Source organism: Bartonella sp. AA74HLJMH, from assembly GCF_042197045.1.
In the GTDB taxonomy this organism is placed as follows: Bacteria; Pseudomonadota; Alphaproteobacteria; order Rhizobiales; family Rhizobiaceae; genus Bartonella.
On the sequence record NZ_JBHIRJ010000007.1, the window covers coordinates 1 to 18,994 of the forward strand.

An 18,994-nucleotide genomic window follows, 5' to 3' on the forward strand; every position below is an offset into this window, starting at 1 on the left:
CGCAAACCTTCCCATTGTTTGATAAGCTCTAATCCTTCTTTCGATATCTTTCTCATCTGACGCTCCATAAAAAAAGCTCCACAAAAGTGGGGCTGGCATAAAAATGTTTTTTTATGATCTCTATTGACTATGCTCTTTGATCAGTTGCTCGACTTCGTCAACACCAAAGCCAAGCTGAAAGAGCGGCGCATATTCACTTTCCTGTAATTCATACTGACAACGCTTTTCGACAAAATCACCATTTGAATCAAACGGTATTTCTGTTGTTCGACAAACCTTATGCGTATCATCTTCTACCCCCTCTTCCCCTTCACTGAGTTCTTTGACAAAAAACCAATAAAAACGCGTTGTCAAAAGCATCTCTAGCCTTCTTACTGTTTCAACTTTGTCAAAAGAAAGCATGTTCAGATAATCTTCCTTGCTATTTAAATGCTCTGGATAATCTATCATCTACCCCTCCTAAACAAAATGCCGTGGATAACTACAGCCACGGGCGCCAGCCGATTCATAAATGGCATTCCGTATAATGACTGCACGCAAATGTGGATTGATATTCATAGTATCAGACCAGTCTCCACCAGCTAACAATGCATACATATCTTTTTTAAACTGTACATTTGGTGAGGTTCCAGTTACCGTTTGCATGAAACAAACATCTCTCACAAATTGCCAAACATAACCGCAACCATCTTCACAACCGATATGCGAAATCATCCGTATATTGTTTGTATCAACGTGTCCTCCAGACGTCTTAGGAGAAGGCGCTTGATTGCCGACAATACTGGTTGCTTGATTACTTCCATACATGCTTGGCGAAAACTCATCACTCGTCAAAAATCTCTTACTAACAGACCAAAAATCAAATGCATGATCCGCATAGCTACGAGTTGAAAACACCCGTAATTTGGCTTTAGGAGGCAAGCGCATTTCATTCGTGAGAATAAGCAAGCCTAGTGAAGAGCAACATAACAGTAGCAATTCAAAGGCGGCTTAAAACGACAAAATAGTGAAAAGTACTGATCATTTTATGATTGTATATGCATTTAAATCGACAAAAAGGCACCGTATAAAGCAATTTGAACTTTTTTGACAGGGGGGAAATCAACTTTAGAAATACAAAACACTTTATACAGTCAAATTTGAGACAATTAGATCTATAGGTAAAATTAAGGTTTTAAACATGCGAATTTTACAACACCTGTTCTTAACAAAACCTAAACAACCCATGCAAAAAAATGGGTTGTAACAGTTGATTATATTCCTTACTGAGGACAAAATCAAAAAAGGTTTCATGGACTGTCCTGCTATCACCATTCAAAGACCAGATGGTACAGAAAAAGTGCTCCCTTCAACAAAAATTACATCCAGAGGATTGGCATGTTTGAGAGAGCAAATCTTTGGGGGTGTGCAATGAATAGCAGTGTCGACTTCTTATGCGATTTGTGGATAGCGTTGGCTCAATTTTCCAATCATCAAAGTGTTGGAGATGAGGATTGTAACACGCTGGTGCAGGTCATGGGCGTGGTGGAAAAAGCTTTGATTTTAGAACTTCAAGATGAAGTGCCCAATTTTACAAAGATTCTGGCAGTTCTTACAGATTTCGGAGCTTCAGAGTTTCCCATGGCTATGAATCCTTTTTTGAAAGCTTACGAACCAGATTTAGAAAGCCCCATTAAAAAGGTTGCTTAACTTAAAAACAGAACTCCCCTCCCCGTTATCAACAATGGGGAGGTAGTCAAGATGCTTCTTCTAAAGCTGCTTGTTCCTTACAATTATTTTGGATAGGTGCTAAGCTAATCTGCAAATTTAAAGCACTCAAAACACTAAGAAAAGTAGAAAGTCGTGGATCACCTTTATCGCTTAAAGAACGATAAAGAGACTCGCGATTTAGTCCTGTCTCTTGAGAAACAGTTGTCATTCCTTGTTTACGCGCAATAATACCTAATACATGTGCAATATAGCCACTATTTTTGGTTTCTAAAGCATCATCTAATAAGATCTTAAAGTCTTCAGGCGTATTAAAATATTCACTTACATCAAATTTAGTAATTTCCATGTTTCATTTCCTTTACTAATTGAAGGGCTTTTTCGATATCTTTTTGTTGTGTGGATTTATCACCAGCATTTAATAACAAAATGATTTGTTTCCCTTGTTTTACAAAATAAATCCTATAGCCTGGTCCATAATTTATTTTTAGTTCACCAATGCCACGGAAATATTTCACGTCTCCTAGAAGCCCATATTCAAGGCGGAAAATACGTGCAGCAATTTTCTTTTGCACTTGTTTGTCTTTTAACGAGTCTAACCACTCTGTAAAATAGTGTGTTTTTTAACAATAAACATCTGTAGTCTACATGCTACAGAATAAATAATGTCAAATACATTCTTTTGTTCCAATGAACAAGCTACATAGGTTTTAACAAGCCATCCTTTCACATGGGAAAAATATCAATTTTTTAATCCAGCTCTGCTTTTTTCGGAGCTTTTTTTATGGAGAAGCATATGCAAAAAATATCATCAGAAGGACTTGCACTTATTAAACAATGGGAAGGTTTTTAAACAATGGGAAGGTTTGCGTTTAAACGCCTATAAAGATGCTATTGGGGTATGGACAATAGGTTATGGACATACAAACAGTGCTGGAAAGCCTTTTATTTACGAAGGCATGACAATCACTGAAAAGCAAGCAGAAGAACTTCTTTGCCAAGACTTAAGACAATTTGAAAATGTCGTTGAACGCGCTGTTACAGTTTCATTAACGGATGAACAATTCGCGGCGTTAGTCTCCTTTTGCTATAATGTAGGAACAGGAGCCTTTTGTAACTCGACACTGTTAAAAAGCTCAATCAAGGTGAATATGAAGCTGTCCCTGCCGAGCTACAGAAATGGACCAAAGCGGGAAGCAAACGTTTACAAGGTCTTGTACACCGGCGTGTAGCAGAGGCAGGACTATGGGCGAAAGGGGCTTATGTTTCTTCCAATTATCAAACAGTAGAAACGCAAGCACCAACGGGGGTTTTCAAAGCAGAAGCATTGGCACCGATCATGAGTTCTTTCTCAGGTCTTGGTGGATTTTTAGTGGGCAATGGATCCATCCAATGGGCTTTGGCAAGCATTATGGTTTTAGCCGCATGTGCTGGTATTTTCTTTGTTGCTAAACGCTTTCAGGAGCACCGCCTATGATCTTATGGATGAAAAGAAACTTGATGGTAACAGGTGCGGCTTTAGCCGCTTTTTTATTGCCTTAGCAAGAGCTTTTACTCTTGGGAAAAAAGCAGAGCAACAAAAGCAAACAAAAAAAGCTTTAAAAGCAGCCACAACACGGCTTGAGGTGGAAAGTGAAGTTAATCAAAAAAGTGATGCTGATGTGCATGCTGCTCTCTCTGACTGGTTGCGCAACAAATCAATATGCTTCTTCTTGTGTTGGTTGGTTACCTATTTATTTAAGCCGGCAAGATCTGAACGCCATCAGTTCAAACTTAGCAAGAGAGATCTTAAAGCACAATAATCTAGGTGAACGCTTGTGTGGGTGGAAACATGGTTAGAAAAAAATCCAAAAAACACACAGAGCTTACAGAATCAGAAAAAGAAATGCTTCAAGAAATGATCATCACCTATCAAAGCGTGAAAATGATGTCTCGCTTGATGAAGTGGATAGCATTTTTTCTTTTTTTGCTTATCCTTGATTTTGCACGCCTCATGGATGCGATAGACAATATCTTTGCACATTATAAAACAGTGGCTAACCAAAAACTGAAAGCTTTACCCCCTCCCCGCTTTTAAGCGAGGAAAGAGAGATTATATCGTAATCTATCCGCTAATCGCTTAAATGTTTCTTAGACACCTGACGCGACAATAGACATAACAATTATCAAGCCTCTCCAGATATAAAAGACGCCCATTGTTCTGAGAGAACACGGCGCTATTCTAAAAAATCCGTCCGCATGTAAGCCTTTGTCACTGAATTCCCAACTGAATACGCAAGAACAGATTCTGCAATTTCAAATGGTGTTGACGTTGTCTCTGCTATACAGTCCCGCAGAATCGATCTGAAACCATGAAGTCTATAATTAAAACCTTTGTTTTTCATGAATTTAGAAAGTGCTACATCAGATATAGGCTTTCCAAAACTCTCAACAAATAAAAACCATTTTTCTATTTTTTGCTTTTTCAATAACAGCAAGCGCTTCAGCTGTAAGCGGCACATGAAAATCAGAAACCTTTCCAACAATTCTCTTCATATTTTCTTTTGGGATAATCCATATTGATCCATAAATCTCTAAATATGCCTGATTGGTATAAAAAAAACCGTCAAAATAAGAAGTTTTAAAGCTAGATGTGATACAAGCTCATCATTTTAAGATTGAAAAAACTTAGGCATTTCTTTCCATGGCATAACTGGAATATTTGGGGTATTTTGAATAAACTTTTCTAATAAAGCTTTTGCTTTTAATTGCATATCCACATCTATACTAAGTGCCACCGCATGTTTTATAGCTATATTCAAGCGGGATAAAGCTTTACTTGCTGTTTCGTTTTTTGTCTTCCAAATGGGAGAAATGCATCCTTTTATATCAATTTGCGTCAGTTCAATGATTGGCGTATCACCAAGTTTAGGAAAAACATGTAACTCAAGAGGTGTTAACCAGTTTGCTGCTTTTCCTTCATTTTTCAATTCGTTTTTTTTCGCTTCAAAAGTACTAGAGGCAATTTCTCGTAAAGAAATACCCCCCTGCTCGACGTAAATTTTCTTTTTGTTTTCGGCGAATCGGGTCAATTCTTTGATCTAAAAGATCACGACAAGCTAAAGCTTTGAACAGTGCTTCTTTTAAAGATACATTGCGACAAGAGCCTAATCCCATTTCTCGTCGTATTTATATTGAGGTCAAACCTAAAAACCCATCATCCTTGGTCTGGTGTAGTTTTGATAAGCCATAAACCAGCTCTATCAGCATATTTTCCTTTAGATAGATTTTTTACAGATAAGACAGACAGTCTATCACGTTCTTCGAACCACCTTTTAAAAACCACCTTTTGAATTGCACTTGGAGCACTTTCATCTGGTACCAAGATTATATATAAAAGGCAATTTAATAAATAAAATAAAATAAAAACAATTAGTTATTAAACAGAAAAAAGATAAACTGTGCTATCAGGTGATATTGTAGAGAGTTCTAAGGGAAGAAAAAATTGTTGCACAAACGTGCACGCCGTCCGCACCACTCTATGTGAATTTTCTTTATTTTCTCATTACTTAGATAGTAAAAACTCTCTTTAAGTTTACTGTTTGCAAATCTATAACGGTATTATAAAGTGATAACTGTAATAATATGAAAGACGAAGCAATCCTTCTTTGCCAACAAATGTTTCAACCACACCTCGTGAACTAAAAATTTTTTATTCTTAACAATTAAGAATCTGAGTAACTCTTCCTTACCTCCTCATTCTTACTCAAAGTCAAAGCCCCTTTTTTTTCACCATAAAATAGTGTTTACAATGCATAAAATTAAAAAATAAAGGCCCTATCAAAGAAATAGGACCTCTTAAATTTAAGCTCCTTTATCCTACAAAATTAGAATTTGTAAGCTATTCCTGCGCGAAAATCATTTGTCTTATACTTAACTTCAATCTCGTCTTTAAATTTCCTTTTACCAAAATCTGAGTAACGATATTCCGCACGCACAACAAGATGGTCTGTCATTGCAAAATCAACACCACCACCGAGAGTATAACCAATCATCGTTTTTGTTACATCCGATGTCCTATTAAATGGCTCACCTCCCGTAATTACTGTCGACAAAATATCCTGAAACTGTCCATAAGCAACACCACCAGCAATATAAGGCATCACACGCCCTGCAGAAAACCCAACACGCACCCGTGTAGCTCCTGTCCATTTTTGTTTTAACGTATGATTAAAAGTTAAACTGTCTTTCTCTTCTTTATCCTCTGCAGAAGAGCGAGAAAAGTCTCTACCCTGTCTTCTGACAAGTTTTGCCTTTTTTCGACTTTTTCCTTCTGTACCTAATTCCTCAGTATCAGTACCCGATCCTTCAGTACCCGATCCTTCAGTGCCCGATCCTTCAGTTCCACCAGCACTCGATTCATCTGCATGAAATCTTGTTTTTGTATCCTTTTTTTCCGTTAAAATGATATCCGTATCAATCCCCATAATAAAATTATTACCGAGATCAAAATTAACACCCGCATAAAAACCACCTATAAATCCAGAAAGCTCAGGCATATACTGCTTCTCGACAGGCACCCATGGTTTACTTTTACTCTCCTCATCGGGATAGAGAGGAATATCAACATCACGCGTTATTGCAGAAATCTTACTTGAAAAGCCACCAACTTGCCCCCCGAAATAAAAACCTGCCCAAGAAAAAGGTGAAGAAGCAACAACTTCTGAGGCAACATGTAATGGCTCTTCGTGAGCCACCACATCTGCAGCCTGTACTATAGAAGGTGAAATCAAAGAAAAAACAGATGCTGTTATAAATTTTGTATTCATAAAATTATACCCCATTGCTAAATTTAAATATAATCAAAAATCACATTTAAAAAAACAAATTTTTATAAAATCTTATGCTGTAAAATTGCATGTACTCCTTTATAGTTACATTTAAATTTATCACTATAATAATATATCATTACACCAAAATTTAATATTATCAAATAAATTTTAAAATATTAGAATAATGAATACTTCAAATAATAAATATTTAATAAAAATACATATTATCTTGTCAAAAGGAGGAAATATAAAACATTTTGTATTAAAATTACCGCAAAAAAAATCATAAAATAGTATATTTTATGCCTTTTTTTATGAAAAAATTCTAAAAATTATGTAATTATTTTTAGAGAATCGATGTTCATTAACAATATTATAAATACCTCAATATTCTTACATCCAAAATGCATACTGTAGATTCTACATAGTATAAAAAACACCCATTTTATACTAAAATCATACTTTTTTACCATTTTCTAAAGGATGAGATTATTAATTACACACAATATCATTATCCTTCTAAATCTTGTCCCCAAACAAAAATTCTCAATCATTTTATTTAAAAATTGCTATTCCCCTACTGATTTCTATAGTATCATCTGCCTTTATTGCAAAACGGTCTTTATTAGGAAAAGTTATAAAACATCCCTTCATACAAATTGTAATTGTTTGATGAGTGTTTAAAGAAATTTTTGAAGGTATACTTCCTTCAACAACAATAAGAGATTGTATCTTTAAATCAGTATTCTTTACTGTTGCAGCAAAAGCTGTTATGGTAAAAATACTTAATAGAATAACTGTAGACAAAATATAAGTATATTTTAGCATTCTAAGATTCCTTCCTCAGAAAAACGCTTATATAGGCTAAATCGAAGAGCATTGGTTACATGAGAAGATGAGGTAATATTAGGCACATAAATAGCCAAATTAAAGGAAAAACTCTTACGATCAAATGCTGTAAAACTTACCTGTGGGATAGGATTTTTTAAAACGCCTTCTGTCGCAGAAGCAATCTCTAACAAAATTTCAGCAACATGCTCTGGAGCAACCTTAGATGATACAGTAACTGGTATATCAATTCGTCCTACTTTATTATGTCGTGTCCAATTACTAACGTTGTTATTAATAAGGCTTGAATTGGGAATAATAATCGTCTTACGCTGAATTGTCTCAAGTTCCGTTGCACGCACACTAATACGCTTAACAACACCCCCTACTGATCCAGATTCTATATAGTCCCCTATTTTAAATGGTCTTCCAACTAAAATAATAAGTCCAGAGACAAAGTTTTGGACAATATTCTGTAAACCAAAACCTATACCAAGTGAAAGTCCTCCAGCAATAAGAGCGAAATTTCTAAGATCCAAACCTGCCATTGATAATCCGGTCAAAGCAGATACAACAACGCCTCCATAACTTATCACTGTTTTGATAGAATTACGTATACCAGAATCGAACTCTCCATGAACCAACACCACATTATCTAACCAACCAATAAATCGGCGAATAAGAAACCAGCAAACACAAAAAGAAATAATTCCTGTTACAAGAGAAATCAAAGAAAGACTAATATTTCCAATCTGAAAACCGGTCACCGATTGCCACAAAACTGCTTTTAAATCAGAATAGGAAAATCCAAACTGGACAGCAATTGGCATTGCACAAAATATAACAACAAATAAATTGAGAAAAACGCTCACAAAAACTCCCAATTGATTCATCGTTTTTTCTTCTAAATGAAACCTCTGCATCAAAAGATGACCAACCGTTGTTTTCATAAATTGGTCTTTAGTTCCAAGTGCTTGAGCGCTTTGTATTCCTAAATACATGAGAACTAAAAATGCTCCATCAATCATAATTTGCTGCGTAATAAAACGCGCAAGTCCAACGTAACCTAAAAAATTCAATACAAAGAGCAGTAACCCCAAGCCAATAAGAGGAATGCGTATATAAAATGGCCAAAAGTATGGCTCTTTTTTTTCTTCTTGAACACGCCTACGTCTAAACCGCAAAGGTACAAATGATGTTATAAATAGCAATATCGCTACAAGAAAAACAGCAATAAAACTTTTAGCAATTGTTAAAGATAGAGGCGCTGAAATGATTTGATAAATACTATCAAGAACAGCGTCAAATGCCAAAATCCCCCCTAAAGACGTGAGTAAAATCACTAATTGATAAGCAGACGATGGTGCAATACTGAGAAGACGCACATGGGGCCTATTCGATGATAGAAGAACAACAGCTAATCGATTGATTAAAAATAATAAAATAATTTGACAACCTATCATATCAAAAACTGTTGTAAGCTTACCTGGATCTAAGTTAAAACTACGAAACAAAAACAACACAAGATAAACGCAAAGAATACATACAAGTGAAGGTAAGAGAACTGAAATAAAGGCGATCAATAAGCGTTGTAAATAAGATATTTCCTCATTAGACTTCGTAAAGTGGCAATACACATGAACAAGAACTTTTTGAGAAAAATAGGAAAGTCCCAAAGTAATAAAAAGTGGAATTAAAAAGCAAAGAAATAGTTGTAAAAACTTGAAGTAAAATATAAAATTCCACCAAGAATTTAACAACACAAGAAAATCTGATGAAGCCTCTTTTGTTTTTTGGGCGAGATGTTTAACCATCGGAATCGAAAACTCAAGCCTATACGTAAGCGTGCGTTTAAAAAGCTCCCGAGATTGAGAAATAGAAAGTTCAGCTATTCTATTTGCCGCTAAGAAAATTGCTTCAAAACGAAGCATGATACTGTTAATTTTAGCTTTTTGCTCTATCAAGTAGGAATATTCCTTCACTGAGCTTTTCAGTTTTTTCACGTCACGATGGAGCTCCATTAATTGATCAAGAAGTGTATTAATCTCATTAAGAGGAGGACGCAAAACAAATGCTGCCTCAATAGCACGTTCACTGATATCTTGTGCACGTAACCGTAATTCTTCTAAAGCACGCTCATCTTCTGGCTTTCTGTCAAAATCTCTTTTTAAAGTTTCAGTATTTTCTTCAAGAGTCTCAATAATCAACTGTTGTTGCTGAATAATTTCATCAACTGAATAAGAAGCTATCGTTTGTTCGACAATTGTATTTTGTGCCCCCCTATTACCCCATGCACCAGAATTAAATACAAAGATAATCCCCAAAAGAAGGAAAAGTATGTGGATGTTTTTTCTACAAAATGAATACATATCTACCTTATGAGCACAAAAGGGATTTTATTTTTCTCTTTTAAATATGGTATAAAGTAGATATTTTCAACTTTTATAGAATAACCTTATAAAAGCTTTCCCTTATCCTATAATACTGGTAATAAGATAAAAGAATGATAAATAAGCTGAACTCAATAAGATTAAAGAAGGCACTCTAGCATGTTTTTTTTGCACCTTTATTGCAAAAAAGAAGATTTTCTTCCTTTGACAACCTGGATTTTTCTATCCAGTTTAGGTGTATTCTTGACGAGCAACCTAGAAACACGTGCTTATTTAATCAAACAATCACACACCAATAATGTCATTAAAACGAATAGATTTGATTTACATCATAAGTGTGATCAGGTGAATGTTACCACAACTGAAAACAAAAAACTTGTAACACTCCATACAGAATCTATTTTTATGAGGACCTTTCAAAAAATCCTAACATTGGATTTCTTTTTAATAAAGATTCCAGCTGTTGACACACGATTTCGTAACGTTAAAACACAATATTTCTCAAATAAACGCGCTCCTCCCAATGAACATACTTAATTCTCTTCCTTGAATATAAAAACGATCATCTTATTTTACTTGTGCTTTTAACTTTGAATAACTGTTAGATTGCCTATTTACGGAATATATCATGCGTACACCTGGTTGGTTAACTACCCTTTATTGTTTTATTCTTTTAAGCAGCATTTATGTTGCCTTACCCAATTTATTTTCACACGAACAAGTTAAAAACTCGAAATTCTTACCCGACACCCGTGTAGCACTTGGTCTTGACCTTCAAGGAGGCTCTTCTCTCCTGCTCGAGGTTGATAGCAAAACGTTAAAACGCGATCAGTTACATATAGTTTTAAGCAATGTGCGCAATGTATTGCGTGAAAAACAAATCCGCACCTCAAGTGTGCGTATCGTTGAAGATAGCGTTATTGCCCTTATTTCTGACCCATCGCAAACTGAAAAAGCACTCTTTGCTTTGAAAACATTAATAACCCCCATACACAGTAGCTTTGGCACAACAGAACATAACATCACGATCAGTGCTCAAAATGAAACTCTCCGCGTCACATTAACAGAAGCTGGTATAAAAGACCGTGTCAGCAATGCTATCGAACAAAGCTTAGAAATCATCCGTCGTCGTATAGATCAAGTTGGTGTTTCAGAACCAGCCATCCAAAAGGTCGGAAATGATCGTATTATGGTCCAATTGCCTGGACTACAAGATCCAAAACAACTGCGTGATCTTTTAGGAACAACCGCTAAGATGAGTTTTCATCTTGTTCCTTCTAATGTGGACCCCAATAATCCCCCTATAGGTGTTTCTATTCTCCCTGGATACACTGATGCAACACAACATTATGCAATTTATGATCAAATTGCTTTAGATGGAAATGTCCTGAAAGATGCCCGTGCAGGTTTTGACCCCCAAATACCAGGACGTTCCATTATTTCATTTACGCTAGATTCCGCTGGCGCAAAAATATTTGCCGATATAACACGACAAAATATTAACCGTCCTTTTGCCATTGTTCTGGATAATAAAGTTTTAACCGCTCCGACCATCAATAGTGTCATTCCCAATGGACAAGGTCAAATTACAGGAAACTTTGACCCCAAAGAAGCCTCAACTCTGGCTGCTCTGCTTCGTGCTGGTTCCCTCCCCGCACCACTCACAGTCATTGAAGAGAGAACCGTAGGTCCAAATCTTGGTGCTGATGCTATCCAAATGGGACTTTACACCGGCATAATTGGCTTTATTCTTGTTGCAATTTTTATTTTTCTTCTCTATCGTATTTGGGGATTAATTGCCAATATAGCACTAGCTCTGCACACAATTTTAACATTTGCTGCACTGAGTCTTTTGGGAGCTACGCTCACGCTGCCTGGTATTGCTGGTATTATTTTAGGCATCGGTATTGCCGTTGATGCTAATATCCTTATCAATGAACGTATCCGTGAAGAAAGTCGAAAAGGTGTGGGTGCTTTTGCAGCCCTAGATCGTGGATTTAAACACGCTTTTGCAACCATTGTTGATGCAAATGTTACAGCAATTATAGCGACCGTCTTACTATTTTGGTTCGGGACCGGTCCCGTTCGTGGTTTTGCCGTAACAATGTTGCTTGGTATTATCATCTCCATGTTTACAAATATCACCATTGTACGCATCATCATGATTTGGATCGTTCGTAAATGGAAAATTAAAAAATTGCATATTCACTCTGCTTTCAACATCATGCCACAAAACACAACTTTCCACTTTATGAAAGCACGTTTCATTGGTATTGGCGTCTCAATTGTTTTATCAATGGCTTCAGTTTTTCTCTTTTTTAAGCCTGGATTGAATTTTGGTATTGATTTCATTGGCGGAAGCCAAATGAGTATTACCACGAAAGGACCAGCAGATCTAGCAACTCTGCGTTCCAAGCTTTCTACTCTTAATATTGGTGAAGTTACCTTGCAAAATATTGATAACGAAAATACCGTATTAATTCGCATGCAGAAACAAAGCGGTGGCGAAGCACAACAAACCACCGCCATTGATAAGGTCAAAACAGCTGTACAAAATATCTATCCCGATACCACATTCGATCAAATAGAAGTTGTTGGTCCCAAAATTTCAGGTGAGCTTGCCACAGCTGCTTTTACTGCTGTTATTCTTGCGGCTATTGCCATGTCTCTCTATATATGGTTACGCTTCGAGTGGTTCTTTGCCATTGGAGCAATTATCACTCTCATTTTAGACACCACAAAAATGATTGGCTTTTTTGCTTTATTTCAATTTGATTTTAATTTAACGGCTATCGCCGCACTCTTAACAATTGTTGGATATTCTATAAATGATAAAGTTGTCGTCTATGATAGGATGCGCGAAAATATGCGTCTTTATAAAAAAATGCCGTTGCGCGAGCTGATTGATCTGTCAATTAATCAGGTTCTTGTACGTTGTTTTTTTACATCAGCCACAACAATTCTTGCGATGCTCCCCATGGCGATATGGGGTGGAAGTGCTGTTCATAATTTTGCATTACCCATGGTCTTTGGGATTATTATTGCAACATCATCCTCTATCTTTATTGCTGCTCCTATTTTACTCCTGCTAGGAAATTGGTGGCGTGAGCGAAATAATCGTGCAAATATCAAAGTGAAATAAAAATGCCCTTTAATGCGTATGGTACATCTCGCCTCTCTTCTCATAGAAATATAGTCGTTTTCATTCATTCGCTTTTTGATCAAGAATAGTAAATAATCCATGCTCCACGACACACCACTTATCACAACTATTGTTGCAGGCTTATGTTTAGCATTTCTCTTGGGAATGATTGCTAGCCGTTTACGTATTTCACCCCTTGTAGGCTATTTGTTAGCTGGTGTTATTGTGGGACCCAATACAGGCGGATTTAAAATAGATTCCGTCATCATTAATCAACTTGCTGAAATTGGTATTATTTTGCTGATGTTTGGTGTTGGGCTCCACTTTTCATTAAAAGACCTTTTATCTGTCAAAGCTATTGCTGTCCCCGCTGCTATTGCACAAATGGCATTTTCTACTTTTCTAGGTTTGTGCCTTGGTCTGATTATGGGATGGGGCTTTAGTGGTAGTTTGATTTTCGGTCTTGCTTTATCCATAGCAAGTACCGTTATCCTGCTACGTGCTTTGCAAGAGCGTCATCTTATTGAAACAGAAAAAGGACGCATTGCCGTTGGATGGTTGATTATTGAGGATTTAGCAATGGTCCTTATACTTGTCCTCATCCCTTCCTTGGCAAGTGCCCTCAGCAATACCAAAAAAGAAGCGTTGGATCCTCTTGTTCAATGGTTGGATTTAAGTATTTGGGGTATTTTTGGTCTCACCATCCTGAAGGTAATTGTATTTATTGCACTTATGCTCGTCATTGGGCGACGCGTTATCCCATGGCTTTTAAAAATGAGCGCACAATCGGGATCACGTGAATTATTTCGTCTTAGCGTCTTTGCTATTGCATTAGGAGTAGCTTTCGGAGCCGCTCATTTATTTGGAGTTTCTCTTTCTCTTGGTGCTTTTTTTGCTGGTATGGTCATGAGCGAATCAGAATTAAGCCACCGTGCCGCGGAAGAATCTTTACCACTGCGCGATGCTTTTTCTGTTCTCTTTTTTGTTTCTGTAGGCATGTTATTTGACCCCGAGAAACTCTTAACTCATTTTTTCCCTCTCTTAGCAACCTTATTCATTATCGTAATCGGAAAATCTGCTGTTGCCTTTTTCATCGTTAAAGCTTTTCGCTATTCTAATGCAACAGCTTTGACTATTTCTGCAAGCCTTGCCCAAATCGGAGAATTTTCCTTTATCCTTGCTGGTTTAAGTTTAAGCTTAGGACTTTTAAACAATGACGCTCATGATTTAATTCTTGGAGGAGCAATTTTTTCTATTTTGCTCAATCCTCTTGTTTTCATTGCCTGTAATAAAATTAAAAAACGTCTAGAAAAAAATTCTGCATCTTCACAAAATACCCAAACAATTATTGATATTGATCCACAAGATCCTGACCAAGATTTTTTACCGATGACCTTAAAAAACAACCATATCGTAATTATTGGCTATAGTCGTATCGGTAAGTGTGTTGCATTATCTTTAATAAATAGAGGTGAACCTATAGTGATCGTAGAAGAATCAAAACGCCTCTCTGATAAAGCGATTGCAGATGGCTTTGAGGCTATTTGCGGCAATATCATTCAACAAGAAATAATGAACGCAGCAAATATAAATAATGCACATAAAGTTGTTATTACAATGCGAAGTACCATTGAAGTAGGAGAATGTATCGTGAATATCCGTGATATGAAGAAAGATATCCAGATAATCACACATGCATTATCCGACACAGAAACAACATATCTCATTGATTTAGGTGCTGATGTTGTAGTAACAGATGATGAAGAAATTGCCAATGGCATTATAGAGTATATAACAGAACGAAGATCTGTAAGGAATATGCTCAATCATGAAAATTTACAGAAAACATAAAATGGATACAGAATCGTGAAAATAAAGCAATTTATATGGCCATTGATTGGTATCTTAGCAATGCTGGTATCTATTCGAATTCTTTACATGAAGCTCTCTGCCATTTCATTTGGGGATGTATTGGAGCGCTTGAGCAATTTAAATGCACAGCACTGGTTATTAGCCTGTTTATGTTCTCTCCTAGCTTATGCTGCTCTTGCTGGATATGATCGAATTGCCTTGCAACATCTAGGCCATAAAATTTCTTGGATTTTTATCGCTATATGTTCATTTACAACCTACGCTCTTTCACACAATATCGGTGCTTCAGTTTTTTCTGGTGCCGTTGTACGCTATCGCGCCTATAAAATGAAAGGATTAAACGGAACAGAAATCGCAATATTAGTAGGTTTTTGCTCTTTTACTTTTGTAATCGGCACAATCTTACTTTTGGGAATCGTTTTGGTACTGCAACCCGAAATTATCACCCTCATTCATAAAGAACTTCCTGAATGGCTCGGAACAACGGCTGGAGCAATTTTACTCAGCTGTATAGCACTTTATACGTTTGGCAGCTGGCTTCAGTTAAAGCCCTTACGCTTGGGGAAGAAAATTCAACTTTCCTATCCACGATTGAAAATTGTTATTCAACAGCTTCTCATTAGCCCTCTAGAGCTTTTAGGAGCAGCAGGAATTATATATGCTGTTCTCCCACATAACGCAGATATTCATTTTATCTCTGTTCTTGGTGTTTTCCTAGCATCTTTTACGATAACTCTTCTCTCTAATGCTCCAGCAGGAGGAGTAGGAGTTCTTGAAGCTCTCTTCATAACAGGCATGCCCAATATAAATCCAACCGATGTTATTGCAGCACTTATTGTCTTTAGAATGTTTTATTTGATTATACCGCTTATCCTTTCATTATTTGTGGTCGTCATTTTTGAGGCGCAACAATATTGGAAAAGAGCCCCCAAAACACCACCTGAATAAATAAAAGGCTATCAATGACTTCTTTTTTATGTACCTATAAAAGAACAAAACACCATCGTGTTGCCAATTTACATATCTTTTTTAAGAAACCTCTCTCAACGCTCTTCTCCATTACACAACAATACCCATAAATGGTATAATAGTAAAGCTATTGTTGCACCATCATCTTTATACTTAATAAAAGAGCAAGCCTGCGCCATTATACTATTTTTCCAATGTTATGATAACTTTTAGCACTTAAGAACATTAATAAGAATTATTTTTATGCCTTTCTTCAATAGTCTTTATCCACACGTTAATCCCATTTATGATGCAAAAATGAATGATTTTAATTAATTCATTATAAGAGGGATTGAAACAAAAGAAGTTTATGATAGTAAAGTTTTTTTAAATAAAGAATAATCAATTCTTTATAAATCAATATATTATAATGAATCTGAGTGGCTTTCTTAATATTTATATTTTTAGAGGTTTAGCTAACGGAAAGACAGCATAGCGTAACCACACAGCTTAATATTTTAAAACTTTAAGCCTCATTAAAGTTTATTGTCTTTCGTTTAACAGGTATTAGCTTTAAACAATTAAACTAATCTAATTTTATTACTTGTATGTCCAGCTAACTACTTTATTTTATCTTGATTTACCCTCTTGGAATACTGATGATTATTATAGAAGTTTTTTGTTTAAGCGGGAGAGTTATCAAAAAATATCCACGCTGCTGACACAACTAAAGTGTAAAGTTTCTTCTGTCTTTAAACAATATGCTAAAAATCCAAAAAAATTTAATCAATTTATATTAAAAGAAGTGAAAACTGTTGATTTTTATACCCCTTTAAATAACACAATTGTCGGTAAGAGGCTTCTCCTTACCAATTGCAACTTTAAAAAAAGAAACAATACGCATTAAAAGATCTTCAAATGTCCTTTGGAAGTTCTTTGAGTCCCCTAAAAAGTACAAACACCGATGACTAAGCTATATCAACAATCTTCACTTTTAAACAAACAGATATGGGGAAATCCTACTGCCCAATTTTATTTAGCAACTCGTACCTTAAAAAAATTACGCAATCAATAAGTTATTTACGGTATAAAATAAAATGGTGGGTGATGAGGGGATCGAACCCACGACCCGCTGATTAAGAGTCAGCTGCTCTACCGACTGAGCTAATCACCCATAAGCTTCTCAAAAGACGAGAATGAGCGTTTCTATAACGCTCCTAAGGATAGATGTCCAGATATTTTGTTGTTTGTTATATAAACTCATTGTCTGTAAGGTTAAAAATATGATATTCACCACTTGATCTTATATAAAAATAAACCCATTATAAGAAGCTTTATAAATAAATGTTCTGATTGTTATACAGAACCTATAGTTAGAGGATTATCGAGCATAATGCCCGAGCGAAAATTAGAGGAACCTTCTTGTGGTTGTAAGTGGGATGGGGCATCATTTTGTTTTATCAACAATCACATGTATTCAAGCAATATTGTGCTGTTTTTTTCTTTGAATATAAGTTTTTTACATTCAATGTTCATGATCCAATATACGAATAAAAGCCTATGAATTTTTTTTGTCAATCGCGCGCTTTTAAGCTTCTAAAAGGTAAGGAATGATGGAATGGATCACTGATCCCCATGCGTGGTTTGGTTTGATCACGCTGGTTTTTCTCGAAATTGTTTTAGGAATAGATAACCTTATCTTTATTGCAATTTTAGCTGAAAAATTGCCACTGCATTTGCGTGACCGCGCACGCTTTATAGGTCTTACTTTAGCATTAATTATGCGGCTTTTCCTTCTTACCGTTATTGGATGGGTTATGAGACTCGATAGGGTCATTCTTTCACTTTCATCTTTTGTATTTAGTTGGCATAGCTTTATTTTAATCGGTGGTGGAGCCTTTTTGCTCGCAAAGGGAACGCTAGAATTACATGAAAGGTTAGAAGGAGTATCACATGAAAGAAAAACAGGCGTTGGTTATGCTGTTTTTTGGCAAGTAATCGTCCAAGTCGTGGTGCTGGATGCCGTTTTTTCACTAGACAGTATTATTACCGCAACAGGTATGATTGCAAAAGAGCAGGCAGCAGTTATGTATATCGCAGTCATAGCTGCTATGGGAGTAATGATGTGCGGATCTGGTGCTCTTATGCGTTTTATTAATCGTCATCCCACTATTGTAATCCTTTGTCTTGGTTTTTTGATGATGATTGGTTTTACTCTCATTGTTGAAGGATTTGGTTTTCATATTCCAAAAGGGTATTTGTATGCTGCTATTGGTTTTTCTGTTCTTATCGAAGCTTTTAATCAAATTGGACGTCGTAACCGTGAAAAAATGATTAAAACGAATGATCTACGCAGTAGAACAGCTGATGCTGTTTTGAGACTCTTAGGAGGAGGAAGCAAAGATAGTCACCTTGCTGAGACTGTAGATGTTATTGCTGAACAGGCCGCAGCTTCTGAGTTGTTTAGACCAGAAGAAAAGGAGATGATTCGTGGTGTTCTCGATTTAGCTGATCGCCCTGTTCGCTCTATCATGTCGCCGCGTAATGAAATTGAGTGGTTAGATTTAAATGCTGATGAAAATGAAATGCGTGAAGAATTACAAAAGGTTAAACATAGCCGCTTAATTCTTGCGCGTGAAAAAGTGGATGAATTTGTTGGCGTTGCGTTGACAAAAGATCTTCTTTTGAATTTGGCTGAGGGGAAAAAGATTAATTGGAAAAAAGCTATGCGAGAACCCCTCGTTGTTCATGAAAATACAAGTGTTTTACGATTGATGGAGCAATTACGTCATTCTTCGATTCAGCTTGCAATTATTGTTGATGAGCATGGATCTTTTGAAGGAATTGCAACACCAACCGATATTCTTGAAGCTATTGCAGGAGACTTTCCTGATGACGATGAAGAACTCATGATCGCAGAACAACTTGAAAATGGCAGTCTTCTTGTTGAGGGATATGCTGATATCCGCCGTTTAAGTGGTTATCTTGGGCGTAACCTTGTGGATGAAGCAGATCGTTATACGACTCTGGCAGGCTTTATGCTTTGGCAGTTTGGTCATTTACCAAATGAGGGAGAAAGCTTTGAAACTGATGGTTTACACTTTAAAGTGATTGAAATGGAACGCAGAAACATATCTAAAATCCTTATTTCTCCACTTGTATCACCAGAAAAAAGCTAGTTCTTTTTACAAGCAAAATGAATAAAAAGATTTTTTTATGATTAAAAATTGAAAAGAATAAGCAGTTGATAACTCAATTGCATTTCATTATTTTTATATTTTTTTTAAGCGTAAAAT

At 36.1% G+C, this 18,994-nt stretch carries 13 protein-coding genes, 1 tRNA gene and 5 pseudogenes; 10 read left to right on the top strand and 9 right to left on the bottom strand.

Annotated features, from left to right (window positions below; all coding sequences use genetic code 11):
- Positions 1 to 120: 120 nt before the first annotated feature.
- Together ACFINH_RS05535 and ACFINH_RS05540 are read right to left on the bottom strand one after the other, a co-directional pair.
- Entirely contained in the window at positions 121 to 450 is a 330-nt protein-coding gene (locus tag ACFINH_RS05535; RefSeq protein WP_375632353.1) for a hypothetical protein, read from the bottom strand.
- Between the two features lie 9 nt (positions 451 to 459).
- On the bottom strand, positions 460 to 921 hold the full coding sequence (locus tag ACFINH_RS05540; RefSeq protein WP_375632354.1) for a hypothetical protein: 462 nt from the start codon (positions 919 to 921) through the stop codon (positions 460 to 462).
- A gap of 489 nt (positions 922 to 1,410) precedes the next feature.
- Between ACFINH_RS05540 and ACFINH_RS05545 the strand changes: the two genes are divergently transcribed.
- Positions 1,411 to 1,689 (top strand): hypothetical protein, encoded by a 279-nt coding sequence (locus tag ACFINH_RS05545; protein ID WP_375613974.1) that lies wholly within the window; start codon positions 1,411 to 1,413, stop codon positions 1,687 to 1,689.
- Positions 1,690 to 1,735: 46 nt separating this feature from the next.
- Here ACFINH_RS05545 and ACFINH_RS05550 read toward each other — a convergent pair whose 3' ends face one another.
- Both ACFINH_RS05550 and ACFINH_RS05555 read right to left on the bottom strand, forming a co-directional pair.
- Positions 1,736 to 2,056, bottom strand: a complete 321-nt coding sequence (locus ACFINH_RS05550; RefSeq protein WP_317992657.1) for an addiction module antidote protein — start codon at positions 2,054 to 2,056, stop codon at positions 1,736 to 1,738.
- Positions 2,043 to 2,344: pseudogene (locus tag ACFINH_RS05555) on the bottom strand (type II toxin-antitoxin system RelE/ParE family toxin). Before ACFINH_RS05555 ends, ACFINH_RS05550 begins: the two are co-directional and overlap by 14 nt.
- Before the next feature lie 159 nt (positions 2,345 to 2,503).
- Between ACFINH_RS05555 and ACFINH_RS05560 the strand changes: the two are divergent.
- From ACFINH_RS05560 to ACFINH_RS05575, 4 genes and pseudogenes are all read left to right on the top strand, one after another.
- Positions 2,504 to 3,184: pseudogene (locus ACFINH_RS05560) on the top strand (lysozyme).
- Positions 3,181 to 3,404, top strand: a pseudogene (locus ACFINH_RS05565) (hypothetical protein); the annotation flags it as partial. The pseudogenes ACFINH_RS05560 and ACFINH_RS05565, both read left to right, overlap by 4 nt.
- Positions 3,340 to 3,546 carry a hypothetical protein gene (locus ACFINH_RS05570; protein WP_375632355.1) on the top strand — a complete coding sequence of 69 codons (207 nt, stop codon included), beginning with the start codon at positions 3,340 to 3,342 and terminating at the stop codon, positions 3,544 to 3,546. The pseudogene ACFINH_RS05565 and the gene ACFINH_RS05570, both read left to right, overlap by 65 nt.
- Positions 3,539 to 3,758: pseudogene (locus tag ACFINH_RS05575) on the top strand (hypothetical protein). The gene ACFINH_RS05570 and the pseudogene ACFINH_RS05575 overlap by 8 nt, the downstream one beginning before the upstream one ends.
- 165 nt (positions 3,759 to 3,923) lie before the next feature.
- Here ACFINH_RS05575 and ACFINH_RS05580 read toward each other — a convergent pair.
- The 4 genes and pseudogenes from ACFINH_RS05580 to ACFINH_RS05595 form a co-directional block, all read right to left on the bottom strand.
- A pseudogene (locus tag ACFINH_RS05580) lies at positions 3,924 to 5,032 on the bottom strand (tyrosine-type recombinase/integrase).
- A 541-nt stretch (positions 5,033 to 5,573) separates the two neighbouring features.
- Positions 5,574 to 6,515 carry an outer membrane protein gene (locus ACFINH_RS05585; protein ID WP_375632356.1) on the bottom strand — a complete coding sequence of 314 codons (942 nt, stop codon included), beginning with the start codon at positions 6,513 to 6,515 and terminating at the stop codon, positions 5,574 to 5,576.
- Between the two features lie 558 nt (positions 6,516 to 7,073).
- On the bottom strand, positions 7,074 to 7,346 hold the full coding sequence (locus ACFINH_RS05590) for a hypothetical protein (RefSeq protein WP_375632357.1): 273 nt from the start codon (positions 7,344 to 7,346) through the stop codon (positions 7,074 to 7,076).
- Complete coding sequence (locus tag ACFINH_RS05595) at positions 7,340 to 9,715, bottom strand: mechanosensitive ion channel domain-containing protein (RefSeq protein ID WP_375632358.1); 2,376 nt, start codon at positions 9,713 to 9,715, stop codon at positions 7,340 to 7,342. Before ACFINH_RS05595 ends, ACFINH_RS05590 begins: the two co-directional genes overlap by 7 nt.
- A gap of 180 nt (positions 9,716 to 9,895) precedes the next feature.
- On the opposite strand from ACFINH_RS05595, the gene ACFINH_RS05600 reads away from it, so the two are divergent.
- The 4 genes from ACFINH_RS05600 to ACFINH_RS05615 all read left to right on the top strand — a co-directional run bounded on the left by ACFINH_RS05600 (position 9,896) and on the right by ACFINH_RS05615 (position 15,698).
- A complete protein-coding gene (locus ACFINH_RS05600) occupies positions 9,896 to 10,273 on the top strand; it encodes a hypothetical protein (protein ID WP_375613487.1) in 378 nt (125 codons plus the stop codon).
- Between the two features lie 91 nt (positions 10,274 to 10,364).
- On the top strand, positions 10,365 to 12,878 hold the full coding sequence (secD, locus tag ACFINH_RS05605) for a protein translocase subunit SecD (RefSeq protein WP_375632359.1): 2,514 nt from the start codon (positions 10,365 to 10,367) through the stop codon (positions 12,876 to 12,878).
- 99 nt (positions 12,879 to 12,977) lie between these two features.
- Entirely contained in the window at positions 12,978 to 14,729 is a 1,752-nt protein-coding gene (ybaL, locus tag ACFINH_RS05610; RefSeq protein ID WP_375613485.1) for a YbaL family putative K(+) efflux transporter, read from the top strand.
- A gap of 15 nt (positions 14,730 to 14,744) precedes the next feature.
- Entirely contained in the window at positions 14,745 to 15,698 is a 954-nt protein-coding gene (locus ACFINH_RS05615) for a YbhN family protein (protein WP_375613484.1), read from the top strand.
- Between the two features lie 1,098 nt (positions 15,699 to 16,796).
- Here ACFINH_RS05615 and ACFINH_RS05620 read toward each other — a convergent pair.
- Positions 16,797 to 16,872 (bottom strand) — tRNA-Lys (locus tag ACFINH_RS05620).
- A gap of 436 nt (positions 16,873 to 17,308) precedes the next feature.
- On the opposite strand from ACFINH_RS05620, the gene ACFINH_RS05625 reads away from it, so the two are divergent.
- Complete coding sequence (locus ACFINH_RS05625) at positions 17,309 to 18,877, top strand: TerC family protein (RefSeq protein ID WP_375612149.1); 1,569 nt, start codon at positions 17,309 to 17,311, stop codon at positions 18,875 to 18,877.
- Positions 18,878 to 18,994 lie beyond the last annotated feature (117 nt).